The organism is Thermococcus paralvinellae, from assembly GCF_000517445.1.
Taxonomy (GTDB): domain Archaea; phylum Methanobacteriota_B; class Thermococci; order Thermococcales; family Thermococcaceae; genus Thermococcus_B; species Thermococcus_B paralvinellae.
In genome coordinates this window covers 1,813,937-1,832,811 of record NZ_CP006965.1, presented here as the reverse complement: position 1 = coordinate 1,832,811, position 18,875 = coordinate 1,813,937, and the positions used below count along the sequence as shown (strand labels likewise).

General features: G+C 40.3%; 19 protein-coding genes and 1 tRNA gene. 12 read left to right on the top strand and 8 right to left on the bottom strand.

The window, feature by feature from the left end:
* The first annotated feature begins 1 nt into the window (after position 1).
* Together TES1_RS09990 and TES1_RS09985 are read left to right on the top strand one after the other, a co-directional pair.
* Positions 2 to 907 carry a pantoate kinase gene (locus tag TES1_RS09990; protein WP_042682403.1) on the top strand — a complete coding sequence of 302 codons (906 nt, stop codon included), beginning with the start codon at positions 2 to 4 and terminating at the stop codon, positions 905 to 907.
* A gap of 41 nt (positions 908 to 948) precedes the next feature.
* Positions 949 to 2,634 (top strand): ATP-dependent DNA ligase, encoded by a 1,686-nt coding sequence (locus TES1_RS09985; protein ID WP_042682397.1) that lies wholly within the window; start codon positions 949 to 951, stop codon positions 2,632 to 2,634.
* A 140-nt stretch (positions 2,635 to 2,774) separates the two neighbouring features.
* Here TES1_RS09985 and TES1_RS09980 read toward each other — a convergent pair whose 3' ends face one another.
* Entirely contained in the window at positions 2,775 to 2,990 is a 216-nt protein-coding gene (locus tag TES1_RS09980) for a helix-turn-helix domain-containing protein (RefSeq protein ID WP_042682396.1), read from the bottom strand.
* Positions 2,991 to 3,101: 111 nt separating this feature from the next.
* Between TES1_RS09980 and rlmD the strand changes: the two genes are divergently transcribed.
* The 3 genes from rlmD (at position 3,102) to TES1_RS09965 (ending at position 4,962) form a co-directional block, all read left to right on the top strand.
* Positions 3,102 to 4,355: a 23S rRNA (uracil(1939)-C(5))-methyltransferase RlmD gene (gene rlmD, locus TES1_RS09975; protein ID WP_042682394.1), complete on the top strand. Its 1,254-nt coding sequence runs from the start codon at positions 3,102 to 3,104 to the stop codon at positions 4,353 to 4,355.
* Between the two features lie 68 nt (positions 4,356 to 4,423).
* A complete protein-coding gene (lrpA, locus tag TES1_RS09970; RefSeq protein ID WP_042682392.1) occupies positions 4,424 to 4,849 on the top strand; it encodes an HTH-type transcriptional regulator LrpA in 426 nt (141 codons plus the stop codon).
* A 35-nt stretch (positions 4,850 to 4,884) separates the two neighbouring features.
* Positions 4,885 to 4,962, top strand: a tRNA-Gly gene (locus TES1_RS09965).
* Between the two features lie 150 nt (positions 4,963 to 5,112).
* Here TES1_RS09965 and TES1_RS09960 read toward each other — a convergent pair.
* Genes TES1_RS09960 through TES1_RS09950 form a run of 3 tightly spaced genes read right to left on the bottom strand, consistent with a single transcriptional unit; the run spans position 5,113 to position 7,906 of the window.
* Entirely contained in the window at positions 5,113 to 6,240 is a 1,128-nt protein-coding gene (locus TES1_RS09960; protein ID WP_042682390.1) for a cation:proton antiporter, read from the bottom strand.
* A gap of 1 nt (position 6,241) precedes the next feature.
* Positions 6,242 to 7,384 carry a cation:proton antiporter gene (locus TES1_RS09955; protein WP_042682869.1) on the bottom strand — a complete coding sequence of 381 codons (1,143 nt, stop codon included), beginning with the start codon at positions 7,382 to 7,384 and terminating at the stop codon, positions 6,242 to 6,244.
* Between the two features lie 15 nt (positions 7,385 to 7,399).
* Positions 7,400 to 7,906: a CBS domain-containing protein gene (locus TES1_RS09950; RefSeq protein ID WP_051408254.1), complete on the bottom strand. Its 507-nt coding sequence runs from the start codon at positions 7,904 to 7,906 to the stop codon at positions 7,400 to 7,402.
* A 106-nt stretch (positions 7,907 to 8,012) separates the two neighbouring features.
* On the opposite strand from TES1_RS09950, the gene TES1_RS09945 reads away from it, so the two are divergent.
* Positions 8,013 to 9,500 carry an NAD(P)/FAD-dependent oxidoreductase gene (locus TES1_RS09945; protein ID WP_173391303.1) on the top strand — a complete coding sequence of 496 codons (1,488 nt, stop codon included), beginning with the start codon at positions 8,013 to 8,015 and terminating at the stop codon, positions 9,498 to 9,500.
* A gap of 4 nt (positions 9,501 to 9,504) precedes the next feature.
* On the opposite strand, the gene TES1_RS09940 is transcribed toward TES1_RS09945, so the two are convergent.
* Positions 9,505 to 10,236, bottom strand: coding sequence for a hypothetical protein (locus TES1_RS09940; protein WP_042682384.1), 732 nt, complete (start codon positions 10,234 to 10,236; stop codon positions 9,505 to 9,507).
* Positions 10,237 to 10,294: 58 nt separating this feature from the next.
* On the opposite strand from TES1_RS09940, the gene TES1_RS11200 reads away from it, so the two are divergent.
* From TES1_RS11200 to TES1_RS09930, 4 genes are all read left to right on the top strand, one after another.
* Positions 10,295 to 10,417, top strand: a complete 123-nt coding sequence (locus TES1_RS11200) for a hypothetical protein (protein WP_265100802.1) — start codon at positions 10,295 to 10,297, stop codon at positions 10,415 to 10,417.
* A 9-nt stretch (positions 10,418 to 10,426) separates the two neighbouring features.
* Positions 10,427 to 11,338, top strand: coding sequence for a tRNA-5-methyluridine(54) 2-sulfurtransferase (gene ttuA / locus TES1_RS09935; protein ID WP_042682383.1), 912 nt, complete (start codon positions 10,427 to 10,429; stop codon positions 11,336 to 11,338).
* Between the two features lie 83 nt (positions 11,339 to 11,421).
* Positions 11,422 to 11,559 carry a DUF7557 family protein gene (locus TES1_RS11045; RefSeq protein WP_173391302.1) on the top strand — a complete coding sequence of 46 codons (138 nt, stop codon included), beginning with the start codon at positions 11,422 to 11,424 and terminating at the stop codon, positions 11,557 to 11,559.
* Entirely contained in the window at positions 11,507 to 12,769 is a 1,263-nt protein-coding gene (locus TES1_RS09930) for an RNA-guided endonuclease InsQ/TnpB family protein (RefSeq protein ID WP_051408222.1), read from the top strand. Before TES1_RS11045 ends, TES1_RS09930 begins: the two co-directional genes overlap by 53 nt.
* Before the next feature lie 107 nt (positions 12,770 to 12,876).
* Here the strand turns inward: TES1_RS09930 and jtg are convergent, their stop codons facing one another.
* Positions 12,877 to 14,850, bottom strand: coding sequence for a 4-alpha-glucanotransferase (gene jtg / locus TES1_RS09925; protein ID WP_042682382.1), 1,974 nt, complete (start codon positions 14,848 to 14,850; stop codon positions 12,877 to 12,879).
* Between the two features lie 111 nt (positions 14,851 to 14,961).
* Between jtg and TES1_RS11235 the strand changes: the two genes are divergently transcribed.
* Both TES1_RS11235 and TES1_RS10760 read left to right on the top strand, forming a co-directional pair.
* Positions 14,962 to 15,663, top strand: a complete 702-nt coding sequence (locus TES1_RS11235; protein WP_051408221.1) for a DOMON domain-containing protein — start codon at positions 14,962 to 14,964, stop codon at positions 15,661 to 15,663.
* A gap of 74 nt (positions 15,664 to 15,737) precedes the next feature.
* The gene (locus tag TES1_RS10760) at positions 15,738 to 17,498 is read left to right on the top strand and encodes a CARDB domain-containing protein (protein WP_051408220.1); all 1,761 of its coding nucleotides are present in this window, start codon (positions 15,738 to 15,740) and stop codon (positions 17,496 to 17,498) included.
* A gap of 28 nt (positions 17,499 to 17,526) precedes the next feature.
* Here the strand turns inward: TES1_RS10760 and TES1_RS09910 are convergent, their stop codons facing one another.
* Together TES1_RS09910 and TES1_RS09905 are read right to left on the bottom strand one after the other, a co-directional pair.
* On the bottom strand, positions 17,527 to 18,147 hold the full coding sequence (locus TES1_RS09910) for a diacylglycerol/polyprenol kinase family protein (protein WP_042682381.1): 621 nt from the start codon (positions 18,145 to 18,147) through the stop codon (positions 17,527 to 17,529).
* On the bottom strand, positions 18,125 to 18,817 hold the full coding sequence (locus TES1_RS09905; RefSeq protein WP_042682863.1) for an HAD family hydrolase: 693 nt from the start codon (positions 18,815 to 18,817) through the stop codon (positions 18,125 to 18,127). The genes TES1_RS09910 and TES1_RS09905 overlap by 23 nt, the downstream gene beginning before the upstream one ends.
* Positions 18,818 to 18,875: the final 58 nt, after the last annotated feature.

Genomic DNA, 18,875 nt, shown 5'->3' with positions numbered 1-18,875 from the left:
CATGCTAATTAGAGCTTTCATTCCAGCACATATAACAGCGTTCTTTGTGCCTAGGTTCAATGAAAATCCCCTTTTTGCTGGCTCTCTTGGAGCGGGGATTAACTTGACAAAAGGCACCAATGTTTTTGTGAGCATCGAAAGCGGATTAGAGAGGCATATTCACGTTGCATTCAATGGGGAACCAGTTAAAAAAGAACAAGCATTCATCAGTTATTCTGTCGCTGAAGAGATAATCCCCCAAGAATTCGAGGGAGATGTAGAAATCTGGCAGTATTTTGACTTCCCGAATGGACATGGCTTCGGCAACAGCGCTGGTGGAGCTTTGGGAACAGCTTTAGCTTTGGGATACTATTTCAAGAATAAAACATTCCTTCAAGCGGCACAAATAGCCCACAAGCACGAAGTCCTTAATAAGGGTGGCTTAGGGGATGTAATTGCTCAAGTACATGGAGGAATTGAGATTAGGATAAAAGCCGGAGCTCCTGGAATTGGTGTTGTCGATAATATATTTTCCGAGGAATACAAAGTTCTCACAATTCCTCTTGGAAGATTATCGACAAGAGAAGTTCTCGATAGTGATGTTGTAAAGGCAATAGAAAAAGAAGGGCAAAAAGCCCTAGGAAAACTCCTCAAAAACCCCACTCCCGAAAACCTTATGCATCTCGCAAGGGACTTTGCCGAAAATACAGGTCTTCTAAACGGGGAACTGCTAGAGATAGCAAAAGAAATTGACAAGTTGATAAAACTGCCTTCTTCCATGGTTATGCTTGGAAAAAGTCTTTTTGCCCTTTTAAGGGAAGAAGAACTGCCTAGAGTTCAAGAAAAACTTAGAGATCTCTCTATAGACAACTACCCCATCTGCGGAATTTACAATGAAAAGCCAAAGGTTGGGAGATGGATAGGGTAAGCTTTTATCCATCAACTCCCTATTTTTTATGGTGGTGAGTTATGCTGTACAAAGAGTTGGCCGAGCTATATAGAAGACTGGAAAAAACAACACTCAAAACTTTAAAAACAAGGTTTGTCGCTGATTTTCTCAAGAAAGTTGAAGATGAGGAGCTCTTAGAGATTGTGCCCTATCTCATTCTAGGAAAGGTTTTTCCAGATTGGGACGAAAGAGAATTAGGTGTTGGTGAAAAGCTTCTTATTAAAGCAGTCGCAATGGCAACCGGCATTAATGCGGAGTGGATAGAGAATTCAGTAAAAGACACTGGTGATTTGGGTGAGAGCGTTGCGTTAGCCCTTCAAAAAAGAAAACAGAAGAGCTTTTTTGGACAGCCTTTGACAATAAAGAGAGTTTACAAAACTCTTGTAAAAGTTGCAGAAACTACAGGGGAAGGAAGCCAAGATAGGAAGCTTAAATATCTTGCAAACCTCTTCATGGATGCTGAACCGATTGAAGGAAAGTATTTGGCAAGGACAATCCTCGGAACAATGAGAACAGGTGTTGCAGAAGGACTTTTGAGGGATGCAATAGCCGAAGCATTTAGAGTGAAGCCAGAGCTTGTTGAGAGAGCTTACATGCTAACAAGCGACTTTGGGTTTGTTACAAAAATAGCCAGGCTTGAGGGAAATGAAGGATTATCCAAGGTCACAATCCAGATTGGAAAGCCAATAAAGCCGATGCTTGCCCAGATGGCTGCTAGTGTTAGAGAAGCTTTAATCGAGATGGGAGGCGAAGCAGAGTTTGAAATTAAATATGACGGCGCGAGAGTTCAGGTCCACAAAGATGGAGATAAAGTGATTATCTATTCCAGAAGACTGGAGAACGTTACAAAGTCGATTCCAGAAGTCGTTGAGAGGATAAGGAAGAGCATAAAACCAGAAAAAGCCATAGTTGAAGGAGAACTTGTAGCAGTTGGAGAGGGAGGAAGGCCAAGACCGTTCCAGTACGTCTTGAGAAGATTCAGGAGAAAATACAACATCCAAGAGATGATTGAGAAAATACCGCTGGAGCTTAACTTGTTCGACGTTCTTTATGTTGATGGAGAGAGCTTAATTGATACTCCTTTTATCGAGCGCCGCAAGAAATTGGAGAGCATAGTTGAAGCTAATCAGTGGATTAAAGTTGCAGAGAACTTGATAACCAAAAGCCCAGAGGAAGCTGAGGAATTTTATCATAAAGCCCTCGACATGGGACATGAAGGCTTGATGGCTAAGCGTTTAGATGCTGTTTACGAGCCAGGTAACAGAGGTAAAAAGTGGCTCAAGATCAAACCAACCATGGAAAACCTTGATTTAGTAATCATTGGAGCAGAATGGGGAGAAGGAAGAAGAGCACATGTCTTAAGCTCTTTCCTACTTGGTGCTTACGACCCTGGCACTGGGACTTTCGTCCCAGTTGGAAAAGTGGGTAGCGGATTTACAGATGAAGACTTAATTGAGTTCACAAAAATGCTTAAGCCTCTCATAAAGAAAGAGAAAGGAAAATTCGTGGAAATAGAGCCCAAAGTAGTAATTGAAGTTACATATCAAGAGATTCAAAAGAGCCCAAAGTACGAGAGCGGCTTTGCACTGAGATTTCCGAGATATGTTGCCTTGAGAGATGATAAAAGCCCAGAAGATGCTGACACTTTAGAAAGGATTGCACAGCTATATGAGTTACAAGAGAGAATGAAAGCTGGAAAGCGTTAGGCTTTTAAACGCTTTTTTGTTTAATTCTTTTTAAAAGTTTTTTCAATTTGACAAAGTTGATGACCCTAAACTTGGTGCAGTCCCAATTTGCTTTTATCAAATAGCTAGCAAAGAATAATTTAAAAACGGAAGGGTAAGGATTAAGTTTCAATGTAATCATCAAGGGTTTTAGCTCTAACCATGATTGTAGCCTTTTCTTGGCCATAGAAAACCTCTACCAATCCATCAGATTCTAAGCTTTTAAGAGTCTGAAGAAGTTTGGGCATGGGTGTCTCCAACTCTTCACTTAATTTTTGCAAAGTTACGGCTTTTTTCTTCACAACTAAAAGCTTGTATATATAATCCCTCCTACGCATACAGAAACACCATATTATTTTCTGCACACCATTCTAATAAAGATTACTGGACAAAATTCGCCAATCATTCAAAAACAAAGATTTATAAAACCGCACAACTGAGCCACATTCATGAGAACAGAAATCAAAAAGCTGAGTGAAGAGGGATTTGGAGTTGCAAGAGTCGGTAAAAGAAAAATCTACGTTCCTTTTACGGCTGTTGGCGATGTAGTTGAAATCAGAAAGTGGCACAGAAAAAAGAAAATGTTTATTGCCCATGATTATGATATAATTGAATTTTCTCCCTTAAGAGTTGAACCAAAATGTAAGTACTTTGGAAAATGCGGAGGCTGTATATTACAGCACCTAGCATATAAGGAGCAAATAAAGTTCAAGGAAGAAAAACTAGAGAAAATTCTCGGATTTCATATTGAAGTACTGCCTTCTCCAAAGATTTATGGACACAGAAACAGAATTGATGTTGTCATTTCTACAAGAGGAATAGGGTTTAGAAGAAAAGGCACTTGGTGGGATGTTATTGATATAGAAAAATGCGAAGTCTTTGGAGATAAAAGTGAAAGGGCACTAAAGGCGTTAAGAGAGTTCATAGAAGATTATAATCTTGAACCATGGAACTTAGAAAAAAGTGAAGGGTTCATGAGGTACATCGTTATGAGAGAGGGCAAATTCACGAGTGAATTTATGGTGAATCTCGTCACAAATGAAGGATCTCTCCCAGAAGAAGTATCAGAGTATTTTGACTTTGCAGATTCAATATACTGGAGCATTAATGCGTTAAAAAGCGATGTTTCTTATGGAGAACCAAGAAAGTTCTGGGGCAATGAGTTCATAAGAGAGAAGCTTGACGATGTTGTATATCTCATCCATCCAAACAGCTTTTTCCAAACAAATTCCTATCAGGCTGTAACTCTTGTAAAAAAAGTAGCCGAATTTGCAGATGGTGAAAAGGTGCTTGATCTATATTCTGGCGTTGGAACGTTTGGGATTTATTTGGCAAAAAGGGGATTTAATGTCGAAGGAATCGAAATTAATCCATTTGCAGTTGAAATGGCAAAACGAAATGTTGAGATTAACAATGTTAATGCTAGGTTTTATGTTGGGGAAGACAAAGATGTTGAGAATCTCAAAGAATACGATACTCTAATAGTAGATCCCCCAAGAGCAGGGCTTCATCCAAAGCTCATACGGAAGATACTCAGAGATAAGCCAGAAACAATTGTTTATGTTTCATGCAATCCTAAAACACTCGCTAAAAACCTAGAAGAGCTTAATGAAGCCTATAAAATCGAGGAAATAATTGGCCTCGACATGTTTCCCCATACTCCCCACATAGAGGTAGTAACAAAATTAAAATTAAATGTTTGATTTTGAAACCAAAAAGTTCAAAAAGTTAATATGTTAGATTTGTTAAATTAATCATGAGGTGAGGAAAGTTGATAGATGAAAGAGATAGAATTATAATAGAAATGCTTACTAAGGATGCAAGAACACCATTTACCGAAATTGCAAAAGTCCTTGGGATTAGCGAGACTGCTGTGAGAAAAAGAGTTAAGGCTTTGGAGGAAGCGGGAATCATTAAAGGCTACACAGTTAAAGTTGATCCGGCTAAGCTGGGATACAGCTTGGTCAGCATAACTGGGGTTGATACACGCCCTGAAAAGATATTTGAGGTTGCAAACAAACTCAAAGAATTTGACTTCGTCAAAGAGCTCTACTTAACCAGTGGAGACCACATGATAATGGCAGAAATATGGGCAAAGGATGGAGAAGATTTGGCTGATATAATTTCAAACAAAATAGGCAAAATCGATGGTGTTGTAAAAGTCTGTCCTGCAATTATTTTAGAGAAGCTTAAGTAAAGCTTTTAAATACCCTTTTCTTTATTTATTGTTGAGCGGTGGTAGTCTAGCCTGGTCTAGGACACCGGCCTCCCAAGCCGGTGACCCGGGTTCAAATCCCGGCCACCGCACCACAAACTTTTCTAAAAAGTTTAATCAAAGTTCGTTTATCCTTTTTTCAGTGCTTTTCTTGAGAGTGGATTCTTAACAAGAGCAAAAAGAACAGAAACCACATTAAGAGACTTAAACTAATTATCACTCAATCAGACTTTCTAAAATTTGTTTCATTCTCTGCTGTAAACCCACTTCAACAACGGTGGGGTTATTATGGTCGTCACGAACACCATAAAAATTGCAACTGTTAATGCATCTGCACCAATTACACCGCTTGTCATTGCTATTGCCAACATAGCCAGCTCAACCCCCAATCTTGGAATCATGCCAACTCCGATTCTTAAAGAAGCCTTCGGGTCAAAGCCGCCTAAATAAGCACCAAGGCCACATCCAAGAATTTTGCTAAGGATAGCTGCAACTGAATAAATTACAGCAAAAAATCCAGCGTGAATTATATAGCCCAGATCAATTCTCATACCAACCTCTACAAAGAATAAAGGTATGAACAAGGAGTATCCTAGGGTATTAACTGGATTTTCCACCTGTTTCCTATAATTCGTTTGTCCAATAGTAAGGCCAACCATATATGCTCCAAGAATAGAGGCCAAATTCAAATGCTCAGCTAAATAAGCGAAGAGTATCAAGAAAACGATTGCAAAAGTTGTCGTGGCCTCTGGCAAGTCTATGCGAGAGATCTTTCTAAAAACTTTTTCTGCCAGCACAGGTCCTAAATACAAGAAAACTGCAAGAAATCCAGTAACTTCAATGAGAATCTCAACGATTGCATCATAATGGATGCTACCCTCCCTCAATAAGGAGATGATAATAGTTAAAATTAGTATTCCCAAAACATCATCAACAACAGCTGCCGCTAAAATAGTTGTACCCTCTTTTGTTCTCAGTCTTCTTAGCTCCATTAAGACTCTAACGGTTATGCTAACACTAGTGGGAGTCATTATTGCGCCGTATAAAAGAGCTTCATGAAATTCAACAAAAGGAAGAGCCACAAGAAATCCAAATAGGAACGCAACAGCCACTCCTACTCCTGCAACGAACATACTTGGCTTCCCAACTCTTTTAAATTCACTTAAATCACTCTCAATACCTGCTAAGAACAGAAGGAGAAGAACTCCAAGGTTCGCAAATTCACGAATTATTTCATTACTCTCAGCAAAGATTCCAATTACAAGGCCCCCAAGAACCTGACCAAGTACAACCGGTTGGCCCAGCTTTTCAAATATCCACCCGAAAAGTTTTGCAGTAGCAAGCATTAGTGCTATTATTAGTAGCGTCTCCATTTTACTCCCTCGTAAATGCCCATTTAAGCAATGGAGGCGTTACAAGAGTAGTTATCATGACCATCGCTACTGCAATTGAAAATGCTCCCCTATCGAGAACCCCTTCAGCCAATCCTATGTTTGCCATTATCAAACCAACTTCCATTCTAGGAATCATTCCAACCCCAATCTGAAAAGCTTCCTTTGGTTTGAATTTAACCAGTAAAGCTCCAGCTCCACATCCAACAATTTTCCCTAGGATTGCAAGAAGAGAGTAAAGCAGAGCAAATGTCCCTGCAGTAATGACAACACGAGCGTTTGTTTCAGCCCCAACACCAACGAGAAATATCGGGATGAAAAATGAGTAGCCGATGGTAACTATTTTGTCAGTTATCTTTCGTGCATCCTCTGTGCCTGCAACGAGTATTCCAGCCAAATAGGCTCCAGTTATAGCAGCTATCTGGAAATGTTCAGCTAGATAAGCGAATATTAACATTATAGCCAATGCTATAGTTGTCACAGTTTCCGGCAAGTTTATCCTATGAGAGGTTCTCAAAACACGCCTAATGGCTTTATTTCCAATCAATACACTAAGAACAAAAAAGGCAAATATCTCGACAAGAAGTATTGCCATATCCTCAAGATAAACACTTCCTTTCGTGTTTATAGCCACAAGAATCGTCAGGATTATTATACCGAGAACATCATCAACGACAGCTGCTGCCAGAATTGCAGCTCCAACACGAGTACGCAACTTCTTAAGTTCAATGAGAACATTAGCTGTTAAGCTAACACTTGTTGCCGTCATGACACCACCAAGAAAAAGTGCCTGCATTTTGGGATATCCCCACTTAATTGCTATCAGGTATCCTAACAAGAAAGGAATCACAACTCCTAAAGTTGCTATTACAAAGGAAGGAAACCCAACGTTCTTAAACTCATCAATATCTGTTTCAAGACCAGCCAAAAAGAGGAGCATTATCACGCCAAGATCAGCTATTAACCTGATTCCTTCGTCATATGTGATGAGATTAAGAAGGGATGGACCGAAAATGATACCACCAATTATTTGACCTAGGGCAGCTGGCAGTCCAAAGCGTGAGCTTAAGTATCCAAAGAGCTTTGCTGTTATAAGTATTACAGCAAGTTCAAGGAATACGTCCAATTTCATCCTCTCCTGCTAAAGCGATACTATCCTAATTAGGCGTATGATATCTTTCACCTCTAAGATCCCATGAACTTTTCTCTCGTCATCAACAACTGGGAGATGATGCTTTCCAGTCTCAATCATCAATTTTATTGCATGACCCAAGTTGTCACTAATGTGTATAGTTATAGGCTTTGTGACCATTATGTCCTCAACACGCGATGCTCTGTTGAGTGTATACTTCTTCAAAAGCCCCAGACCAACAATAGAGTATCTTCTCGGTGGACTAAAGAAATGAAGCAAATCCTTCATTGTAATGAATCCCAAAAGCCTGCCTTCATCATCAACAACAACTGCAGAGGTTTCCTCTTCCCTGAGGTTCTCTATTAAAGTTATGAGTGAATCTTCTGGATGAACTTTTAGGAATTCTCTATCCATAACAATCCTTACAGGAACTTTCGAGATGTAGCGAATGTTATGACTCAACTCTTTCTTTCTTTGCATCTGAAGATGCCTTCTTTTTCCAACCACGATACACATCTTCTTTTTCTTCAATTTCCCAGCTTCCTTCACTCACGCCACCATACTATTTTATACAAACTCGTGTTTAAATGTTTCTCTAAAATAGAGCACAAATTTTATAAGTATGAACATGGCAAACCTTGGTAAGGGATATATGGGTTCTTCTGAGGAAAAATTTGACGTTGTCATAATAGGAGCTGGTCCAGCAGGTCTTTTTGCCGCGTATGAGCTTGCGGAGAAGAGTAATTTTAAGATAGCAGTAATAGACGAAGGAGGAGATATTGATCAGAGAGTCTGCCCGATGTATGAGCTTGGCTATTGTGTCGGATGCAAGCCATGTCACATAATGAGCGGTGTTGGTGGAGCTGGTGGATTAAGCGACGGAACAATAAACCTAAGGCCAGATATCGGTGGTGATTTGACCGAGCTCACTCACGATGAAAACTATTCTTGGCAGCTTGTCTGGGAAGTTGACCAAATTTTTCTAAAACATGGGGCACCAAGAAGACTCTACAAAGGAAACGAGGAACAAATACGAAAATGGGAAAGAAGGGCTGCTCAGGCAGGAGTGAAGTTCATTCCAATAATCCAGAGGCACATTGGTTCAGACCACACGAAAGAAGTAATAAAATCGATTAAAGATTACCTCGAAAGCAGAGGAGTGAAGTTCATTCTCTGGACAAAAGTTGAGGAATTTAAGCAAGGTGAAGTCATAGCGAGAAGAAGGAATAGACTCTTCACAATTAAAACCAGATACATAATTGTTGCTCCCGGGAGAGGAGGAGCAGACTGGTTCCACGAAATTGCTCAGAAAATTGGACTAAAAGCCAAACATGGGCCAATAGATGTAGGGGTTAGAGTTGAAGTTCCTGCTATAGTGATGGAGCCTATAACAAGCATAAACCATGACCCAAAGTTCCACATTTACACTGACACATATGATGATTTTGTCAGAACATTCTGCACAAATCCATACGGCTTTGTTGTTGAAGAAAGATATGATGGCTATGTTGGTGTAAACGGACACTCTATGAGGGATAAAAAGAGCAACAACACAAACTTTGCTTTTCTAAGCAGAATAGAACTTACAGAGCCAGTTGAAGATACCACAGCTTATGGAAAGAGCATCGCACAGCTGGCAACGACTATTGGAGGAGGGAAGCCAATTTTACAGCGTTTAGGTGACTTAAGGAGAGGAAGGAGGAGCACATGGGCAAGGATAAGAAAGAGCAATGTTGAACCAACACTGAAGCATGTCACTCCCGGAGATATAGCCATGGCTTTGCCGCACAGAGTTGTTACAAATATAATAGAGGGTCTAGAAAAGCTGGATAAAGTAATTCCGGGAGTTGCAAGTGATCATACCTTGCTATATGCTCCAGAAATCAAATACTATGCAATGAGGGCTGAAGTAAATGAAGATTTGGAGACGAGCATAGAAAACATATTTGCTGCTGGTGACGGTGCAGGCCTTTCAAGGGATATAGTGAACGCAGCCGCAACGGGGCTTTTAGCAGCAAGGGGAATACTGAAAAAGGAAGGATTGTACACTAATAAAGATTTCAAGAAACCAGGTAACTGGAGAAAGATTATTGAATCGATGAAGGATTGACATTCTAGATAATCTTAATCTCCTCATAAGGCACCATTTTAGGTTCAAAACCCTTCAGGAGTGACTTAGCAAAAAAGACTCTCCTCTTAAACTTTGACATTACTTTGATGAGCTCACTTTCTATTATTATTACTTGGTCAGCAATGTGATAAACGTAGTTGAAAAACTCTCCTGGAACATTGTTCATGTCAAGCAAGAAGATTCCCAGCACATTTAGCTTTCCTCTCTCTGATGCCGCCAATAATCCATTTACAAGCCATTTAGCATGGTCTTCTCCAAACTCATGATAAAAGCTATCCAAAGTTTCAACTAGACCAACTTCACCTTTCTCCTTTATGTTCTCCACCTTAAGGTTTTGTGCAATCTTTCTCTTTACTTCCCTAAACTTCATAGGAAAACTCTCCGGACTGCATGGTCGAATGATATAAACGTGCTCATTCAACTCCGGCAGATTGTACTTAGAGGCATAGAGATCCAAAACTGCCAAGCGGCTCTTTCGCATATACTTTTCCAAATCAACTTCTGCAAACTTCATTCTATACAGGGATCGCCTTAGAGGCGTTGAAACATTGAAGAAAATACCCTTAACGCCCTGTTGGAGAATTTTATCAAATATCCTCATTCCAAGTTCCCATCCATTGGAGAATTGATCATAAGCAATTAGAAGTATCCCATCCTTTACAACTCCACCACCCAAATACTTGTCAAGAGCAGAAGAAACAGGATAAACCTCCACAATTCATCACCACATTATTTCTCCTCTAAAAATTTATATATCTTTTTTGTCCATCACAATGGCACGATGGATATATTATGACCATGCTCGAAATGGTGTTGCTAAGATCAGCATGAAATATCAAAAGATTCCAAAAGCTAAGTCAAAATGTTTAAATTCATTTACACTATTTTTCCTTTAAGGTGAGAGAATGAGATGCAAATTCTGTGAGAAAAGAGCCTATATTAAGCTCCACTACCCAAAAATGTATCTATGCAGGGATCATTTCATAGAGTATTTTGAGAAAAAGGTTAAGAGAACCATCGAGAAGTACAAGCTTTTGAGAAAGGATGAGAGGATTTTGGTAGTTGTGAGCGGAGGCAAAGACTCAGCTGTTGTTTCTTACGTGCTCAAAAAACTCGGCTATGATATCGAGTGCCTTTATATTAACCTCGGAATTGGAGAGTATTCAGCTAAAAGTGAAGAATATGCTAAAAAGCAGTGCGAGATGATAAACGCTCCTCTCCACATAGTTAGGGTTAAAGAGCTCTTAGGAGCTGGAATTGGTGAGCTTAAAACCGCTCGTCCCACATGTTCTTACTGTGGAATAACCAAAAGATACATCTTCAACAAATTTGCTTATGATAGCGGCTTTGATGTTATCGTTACAGGGCACAACTTAGATGACGAGGCCTCATTTATCTTTGGCAACATGATGAACTGGAACACTCAATATTTAGCCAAGCAAGGACCTATTTTGCCAGGAGAAGGTAAATTCGTAAAGAAGGTCAAGCCACTTTATGAAGTTACAGAAAGAGAGGTTGTTGCATATGCTTTAGCGGTTGGCATAGATTACATGATTGAAGAATGTCCACATGCAAGAGGAGCGACCACTTTGAGCTATAAAGAAGTTCTAAACCAAATGGAAGAAAAAAGGCCAGGAACAAAGATAAATTTCGTGAAAGGCTACTTAAGAAAGAGATACCTCTTTGAGCAGGAAATTGAAGAAGTAGAACTCAAAGAGTGCAAAGTATGCGGAATGCCAGCTTTAGGTGAGAAGTGCTCCTTCTGTAAGGTTTGGAGGCTGGAGAAACCAATAGACTTTAAAATAAATCTGTTTTGAACTGTTCTCTTTTTTATGGAAGTTTGTAGGGAATTGTAGATTTTTGTGAACCAAAATTAAGTATAATTGTTATGGTGATTATGATGAAAAATGAAGACAGGACGACTATTCAAGTCTCGGTGAGGTTGAGGGATAAACTCAAAGAACTTGGCAAGAAGGGGGAAACGTATGAGGAAATCATCTGGAGACTCGTCGAGCACTACGAGAAGAGCAAAGAATGAAACCGTCGTTAGAGCATATTCAATCCCAATCCGAGTTGACGAGGTTATTCTAGAGTTTATTGAAGAATACCACAAACTAGCAAGGTCTGCATTACAGGAAATCCTCGGTGCTAGAAAGTTCACGAGGGTTGAGAGGAAACAATTGCGTGATAAACTCCTCAAAGACTGGAATTATGCAAGCCATTATGTTGATTCGGCAATAAACCAAATGCTCAGTCTAGTAAAATCCTACAGGCGGAAACTCAAGAAGGGCAAGAAGGCTCGAAGGCCGAGGTTGAGGAAAAAGTTTGTCTACGTGAAATCAACACTCTTCAGCCTCAAGGGCTCCACGCTGAGGATAACAATAATTCCAAGAAAACATTACTTGGAGGTTAATCTGGCAAATTGTCCACATATTCTACCATTCTTAAAAGAAGTTTGGGCTGGAAGACTCAAACTTGGCGGATTATTCTTGTTCCCCGATAGGTTAATCCTGAATTTCGTAAAAAGCGTGGAATTCATTGACGTGAAAGACTGGATGAGTATTGACATAAACCTGACGAACGTTACTGTCCTCGCTGGACTGACAGTTTACAGGTTTGACACTTGTGAATTGTACCATATCCACCGTGTTTATGAGTTGAAGAGGCAGAAAATCCAAAAGATTTCAGCGTGGAACAAAAAGTTGAGCGAAGAACTGCTGAAAAAGTATTCAGAGAGGGAGAGGAATAGGGTGAAAGACTTCCTGCACAAGCTTGCAAACAAAATCGTTGAAATTGCAAAAGAAAGGCGAATGGGCATAATTTTGGAGGATTTGAATAGAATAAAAGAGAGGGTCGTGAATAGTTCGAAAGAATTGAATAGAAAACTGTCAAAGTGGAATGCTCGCGAACTGCAGAGGATAATTGAATACAAGGCAAAGTGGTTTGATATTCCAGTCATTTACGTTAATCCGAAGAATTCTTCTCGAGTTTGCCCGGCATGCGGGGGTCAGTTAATACCCCAAGAGGGACGGTTAATGAAATGCTCTTGTGGTCTTGTTGAGGATAGGGATTTTATTGCTGTTTTGAACCTTCGGATGTGGGGCGTTAGGGGTTCCCCCGAAGGGGTTGGAGGCTTCGAGGCTTTCGCCAATGACGGGCCAATGAAGACCAATCCCTACGGGGTCATGGCAATAGAAAAACAAAGAATTGGGATAAAATTCCATGAAATTACACTAACACCCCCGTAGGGAAAACCCCTCAGATAGGAGGGCCTTCATCATAAGGTCAGGGCCCGAAAGACAGCCATCATCGGCAATTTATTCTTGGTTTTAAAATTTAAAAGTTTTAAAGAAAATCAGAGCTCCCTAAACTTAATTTCAAACTCAAGCTCCTTCTCTATTGGGAACAACAGAGTATAGCTTACTCCTTGCTGAATGAAGTCCCAGCCGCTCTCTGACTGTGAGAGGGTTTTAATTGGGAATTTCCAGACCTTAACTTTTCTGTCTAGGCCTATCTCAACTTTTCCAATACCATAAGTGTCGTTCACAAGTATTCTATTGGCTTCGAACTCTTCTGAACTCTCCATGACACTGTGAACAGCCAAGTTTATTTCAACTCCGAAGAGAGCTTTGTAAGGTTCGTTAAGTGAAACCTTGTATTTTGCAAGAAAACCATCGTTTGTAAGCTCTATCCTTTTCTCAACATTTGCTGGGACTTTTTTCTCAGCATAAATTCCACCATTGCGCCAAAGCTTTACACCGTTGTCATAAAGCTCAAATTCATATGGCTGATTAACGAAATCTCCAAGTTCGCGATGTTTTACTAAGCGGTAAGTGTCAAGCGTCTCTGTGGTTGGTATGAAGTGGTCTTGCAAAATAGCTCTAAGCTGCCAGTCATAAGCTAGTTCGCGCTTAATTTCCTCGGGAATTTTCTTGCCAAACTCATGAATGCTCGCAACCCCTTCGCTTTCCTTTTCTTCTGGGGTTGCTGCTTCAGAAACTTCATGGTAGTGCTCCCATCTTCTTGCTAAAACATCATTGTAGTTAACAGCTTTTCTCTTTGAACTCAGCTCAAAAATCGATCCACCATAGTGTGGTTTAATAGTAGCTATGAAGCTTTCATTTTCAAGCATCACTTCACTTTTTCCATCAAAATCCACATCAAAAACTCTATTTCCAGTGGAAACGAAACTTTGCGCTCTTATTATGTTCTCCCAAACTGTTCTTCTTAAATGAGGCAAGTAAACACCACCAAAGACGCCATGCCAGTAAGCATCGTTGCACTGAGCTTTGAGTATGTATTTTCTTGCCTCTGGGATATTTCTGACAAGTTTACTCACATAGAGCATTCTCTTGTGCATGAAATTGCTCTCTGGATACTTGTAGAAGAAGTTCTTCCAGATGCCACCTCTAACAAACACTCTGTACTTTTCAAACTCCTCTCTTTCTTTTAGCTTTTCAACAAACTCAACAAAGAGCTTTGCCTGCTTTGCTGGAAGTGACCACTCGCTCATCTCGAAGTAAGAGGCTATCGGCAGATAAACCAGCCCTTTCGGAGTGAACTTTGATAAGTATTCGGAATAGAGCATGAGATTTATTTTCTCGTTGCTTGTGATGGCATCAAAGAATTTCCTAAGCCAGCCTTTCTGATAAACCCACTCATAAGTCCCAGGCCAGACTCCAAATTTTTCACCATCATCATGGAAAACAGCAACTTTTGAAGGATCGCTATCAGCTAAGCTTTCTAAATACTTTATTGTTTTCTCAACGGGACGGAAGGGAATTAAATATCGGAGCTTTTCATCAATCGGAAATACAGCTATAACTTCCCCGTCATCTTCTGTGTAGTATGGCCAGTAAAGCTCATCCTTGCTTAGTCCAGCGCTCATGAAATGATAATCATCCACTATAACATACTCAATTCCGCTCTCCCTGAGAGTTTTTACCAATTCCGGCTGCCAGACTCTTTCTGTAAGCCATACACCCTTTGCATCATAGCCAAGTTTTTTAGCGAATTCTTTGAGAAGCTTTATTTGCTCAATTCTGTCCTCCTTTGGTATCGCTGCTAAAACTGGCTCGTAAAATCCTGCAACTACTATTTCAAGCTGGCCTCTTTTTACAAGCTTTCTTAAGAGGCCGATATACTCGGGATGGTTCTCATCTATCCATTCAAGTAGAGGACCGCTGAAATGAACAGCAACTTTCATCGAAGGAAACTCCTCAAGAATCTCCATAAATGGCCTGTACGATTTATTATAGGCATCTTCAAAAACCCATCCAAAGTTTCCAAGGGGCTGATGATTGTGAATGCCAAAAATGAAGTTTATCATCGCTGCACCTCCATTGTTATTATCACTAACAGTGATATTCAAAAAGGTATATAAATATTTTATGCCCATATATCAACAAGGGTGAACACTTATCACCCGGGGTGACTCAAAATGAAAAAAGGCTTGAGTTTGGCTATTGTTGTATTGCTTGTGCTTAGTTTGACGCCAGCAGTAAGCGGACTTTATGGAACTAAAGTGCTCGATGGAGATTTAGGCGACTGGGGAACACTTGACTATATAGCAACTGCCAAAGACAATGGTCTTCCAGGAGCAAATCTAAATAATCTGTATGTTGCATGGGATGAAGAATACCTCTACATAATGATAACCACAAGGAATACTCAGAGTTGGGATGTTGCCTATGGTATTGGTATTGATGTTGATCCAGGAACTGGGAATGGATACACTGGAGATACGGATGCCTGGGGAAGACGTATTGGCTTTGGAAACGGATATGCCATTGACTACGAGATTTACTTCTGGTGGGGCTGGAATACCGGTATGGGGTCTGACAATTTCATCACCTGGACCGGAAGCGGATGGGATTATAAAGGGTTAGCAGACGTAGGAGCAAGCTTTGCTTATACTGGAGACACTTCAACCGGTCTTCAGACGTTGGAAATCAAGATACCTTGGACAGCACTTGGTGGGAAACCAGAAAAGCTCGCACTGATAGCTTGGATTGCAGGTGGAGGAGATTCCTCAGCAGTCAGCTCCGTGCCATGGGACCCAGCAATGGAGAGCCTAGATGCACCGTATGCCAGCTGGTTCAATGGAGATAGTCCGGCTATGGTGTCGATGGCGGGAATTTAACTGCTCTCTACGTATCATACGACAATCAATATTTGTACTTAGGGCTAAAAGTGAATAATAAAGCCAATTGGGGAATGGCCTATGGAATAGGAATTGACATTGATCCAGGAACTGGGAATGGATACACTGGAGATACTGATGCATGGGGAAGAAGTATAAGCTTCAAAAACGGGTATGCTATAGATTATGAACTCTATGGTTGGTGGAATGATGCAAATGGAAGGCTTGAGTTTAACTTCGGTGCCAGTGAAGGCATGCAATTAATAAAGTATAATAATGGTTGGATATATGACTGGCAAAACAATTTTCCCGGCTATCTCGTAAAATATACCGGAAATACCTCCGTAGGACTCCAAACAATTGAAATTCGCATACCATGGGAGGCATTAGGTGGGAGAACAAATAAATTAGCCATTATTGCCTGGGTAACAGGAGGAAGCGGTTCTGCAGTTGATGTACTTCCGGAAAGTACTGTTGTGGCAGATAGCGAAAATGAATGGGGAGATAGCGACACATTCTCAGAACTTGCAGTAATCGAAATTCCAATTCCAAAGCCTGAATTAACTGTAAAATTAAGCTCAAATGTCTTAGATATAGAGCCATGGCAACCAGCAAACATAACAGTTGAAGTAAAGAACTTGGGCAAAGTTGACGCAAAGAATGTTAAAGTAGTCCTTTATGACAACGACGAACTTCTCAGCTCATGGATTGTAAACGTTTCCGCAGAGGCCTCAGTTAGCCTGGTATATACCTATGAATATCCTGGTTCATGGGGCATCCATGTATTTAAGGCAGTTGTAGATCCGGATAATACTATCGAAGAAGTCAATGAAGAGAACAACGTTGCATCGTTGGAACTCGAAGTAGGAAAGACAGTAAAAGCTCAAAGCGATATGGTAAACCTTGGTAAATATGTGTGGCCAAGACTCTATGAAAAGAAGTACCCGATAGTTGAAGAGCTCCTCCAGAATCTAACAAAGGCAAAAGTTCCGCTTAAGTACCAAGAAAACATTACCAAATTCCAAATGAAGCTAAATGAAAGCATTAAATTGTTCAATGAAGGAAAAGACATGATAGAAATACAGAACCTAGAACTCAGAGGAAGTCTAAAGATATTCGGAGCATATTCAAGACTATTAAGGATTCAGAGAGAGATTGAGAAATTCCTTGAAGCAGTACAAGATGAACTCCTATCTGCTAAACTTACGAAAAATATTGATGGCAACTTGGATGACTGGAGTCCAGAAACTTTAGTTTACGAGGACACAACAGGCTTTGGACAGCAGGGAGCAAATCTCAAAGCACTATACGTTGATTATGATGACAACTTCCTCTACATCGCATTGACAACTGAAAACAAAGCCTCATGGAGAATTGCATATGGATTTGCCTTGGATTATAAAGATGGAGGATACACTGGAGATACTGATGCATGGGGAAGAAAAATCAGCTTCACAAGAGGCGTTGACGCAGAGTTGTACTTCTGGTGGTTCGGCGAGTTCTTCGGCGAGAAGGGAACTGACAAGATTGAAACAATGCAGTTAATACTCTGGAATGGCACTGGATGGGAATACTATGATCTCCAAGATGTCGGATTTGCAGCATGGACCGGAAGTACAAACGGTCTGCAGACACTTGAAATTGCAGTGCCGTGGGATGCACTTGGAGGAAAACCAGAGAAGATAGCAATCGTTACATGGATAACCGGTGCAAATGCCGGTGACTCCGCTGTAGAGACACTACCAGATGATCCGGCAGTTCACGATCTTGACCCAGGACAAGAATGGACAGATGCAGATACAATCAGCACATTTGCTGAAGTAAAAATTAGCTGATCTATCTTTTCTTCTTTTATCCTTTATTTCAAAATGCAATTTTTCTGAAGAGATATAGCGTGACAGCAATGGCTAGTTGGTTTGAAAAATTATCATCTGGCGGCAGTTCATAAAATTCCGCCAAAGTTCCAGCTAATGCCCCAATTACTGCATGGGGAACGTCTATTAAAGGAATTAAAATCAGCAGAGCAGTTAAGAAATAAGCTAAGCTTCCTTCAATGCTTTTACCGTTCTTAAAGCGGTGCTTTCCAAAAGGCTTTCCAATTATAGCTGCGATAGCATCTCCTAAAGTCGCAACAGCAATTGAACCGATGGCAATGTCCTTCGGAAAGAAGTAGACAATTATAAATGCTGCCAAGGTAAAGTATATGTGGGCACCAATACTTCTCTTTTCATGTTCTCTCGCTATTGTGTCTATTTCCCTTTCTACAATCTCAATTAACTGCCTATCAACATAAAGGCCAAGCTTTTTCTTTAATTTATCCCTCAAATGTTCTACTATCCTAAGAGGCTCAAGGGCTACGAAGACCGCAAAAGATAGGCCAACAAATATCAACGCAACTTTCTTTCCAAGAAGAATGTAAACGAGTGGAACTGTTAAGCCTGTGAGATGAAGAGCTTTTCTCTTAAGCTCGCTTTTCATGCTCACGCTTAATCACCTCTAGTGCCTCAGTTAAATTTTTGACAATGTAATCTGCATACTTCGCTCTCCTGCCCTTAAAATAGCCTCTCTTCACTAATATCGTTGTTGCTCCAACAGCTTTACCTCCTTTCATATCAGTGTCATCCCTATCTCCAACCATGTAAACTTCAGTCTCATTTGGAAACATCCTTCTCGCAAGTAAGAAGTTGTGGGGGTCAAGTTTGCTGTGTCCTGTTTCTCCGCTGATTATTATTCCATCAAAATAGTCTTTTATTCCAAGATATTCAAGCTTTTTTCTCTGCCAATACGTTGATGAATCAGTTACAAGAACTATTTTTGCACCCATTCTTTTCAGCTCTTCCAAGAAAGGTTTAGCATCAGGAAAAAGTTTGAGGTTTGAAAAAAATGTTCTATCAACTAACTGGACCATTTCTTCCAAATCCTTATCTTTTATCTTCCGGTAAACTCTCTCCATAATCTTCTGAAGCATTTTGTCCAAATCCAATACTAAAAGTTCTCTTGACTGCTCCAGCTCTCTATAGCGGGCAGTTAAGATGTAAAACATTGCCTTGAATTTTCGTTTTCTAATAAGGTGGGGAAGAAGCCTGATTATGGTATATTTTCCAGCTTCCCAAGTGTTGCAGAGAGTATCATCAAGGTCTACCATTACCAGCATAATAGACCTTTTAGACTTTGCTTTAATAATTTTTAGGTTAAGCTTTAAAAAGTTGCAA

Coding starts and splice junctions, on each gene's coding strand:
- TES1_RS09990 (WP_042682403.1), top strand. CDS start 2: ATGCTAATTAGAGCTTTCATTCCAGCACATATAACAGCGTTCTTTGTG.
- TES1_RS09985 (WP_042682397.1), top strand. CDS start 949: ATGCTGTACAAAGAGTTGGCCGAGCTATATAGAAGACTGGAAAAAACA.
- TES1_RS09980 (WP_042682396.1), bottom strand. CDS start 2,990: ATGCGTAGGAGGGATTATATATACAAGCTTTTAGTTGTGAAGAAAAAA.
- rlmD (WP_042682394.1), top strand. CDS start 3,102: ATGAGAACAGAAATCAAAAAGCTGAGTGAAGAGGGATTTGGAGTTGCA.
- TES1_RS09960 (WP_042682390.1), bottom strand. CDS start 6,240: ATGGAGACGCTACTAATAATAGCACTAATGCTTGCTACTGCAAAACTT.
- TES1_RS09950 (WP_051408254.1), bottom strand. CDS start 7,906: ATGTGTATCGTGGTTGGAAAAAGAAGGCATCTTCAGATGCAAAGAAAG.
- TES1_RS09945 (WP_173391303.1), top strand. CDS start 8,013: ATGAACATGGCAAACCTTGGTAAGGGATATATGGGTTCTTCTGAGGAA.
- TES1_RS11200 (WP_265100802.1), top strand. CDS start 10,295: ATGGCACGATGGATATATTATGACCATGCTCGAAATGGTGTTGCTAAG.
- ttuA (WP_042682383.1), top strand. CDS start 10,427: ATGAGATGCAAATTCTGTGAGAAAAGAGCCTATATTAAGCTCCACTAC.
- TES1_RS11045 (WP_173391302.1), top strand. CDS start 11,422: ATGAAAAATGAAGACAGGACGACTATTCAAGTCTCGGTGAGGTTGAGG.
- TES1_RS09930 (WP_051408222.1), top strand. CDS start 11,507: ATGAGGAAATCATCTGGAGACTCGTCGAGCACTACGAGAAGAGCAAAG.
- jtg (WP_042682382.1), bottom strand. CDS start 14,850: ATGATAAACTTCATTTTTGGCATTCACAATCATCAGCCCCTTGGAAAC.
- TES1_RS11235 (WP_051408221.1), top strand. CDS start 14,962: ATGAAAAAAGGCTTGAGTTTGGCTATTGTTGTATTGCTTGTGCTTAGT.
- TES1_RS10760 (WP_051408220.1), top strand. CDS start 15,738: ATGGCCTATGGAATAGGAATTGACATTGATCCAGGAACTGGGAATGGA.
- TES1_RS09905 (WP_042682863.1), bottom strand. CDS start 18,817: ATGCTGGTAATGGTAGACCTTGATGATACTCTCTGCAACACTTGGGAA.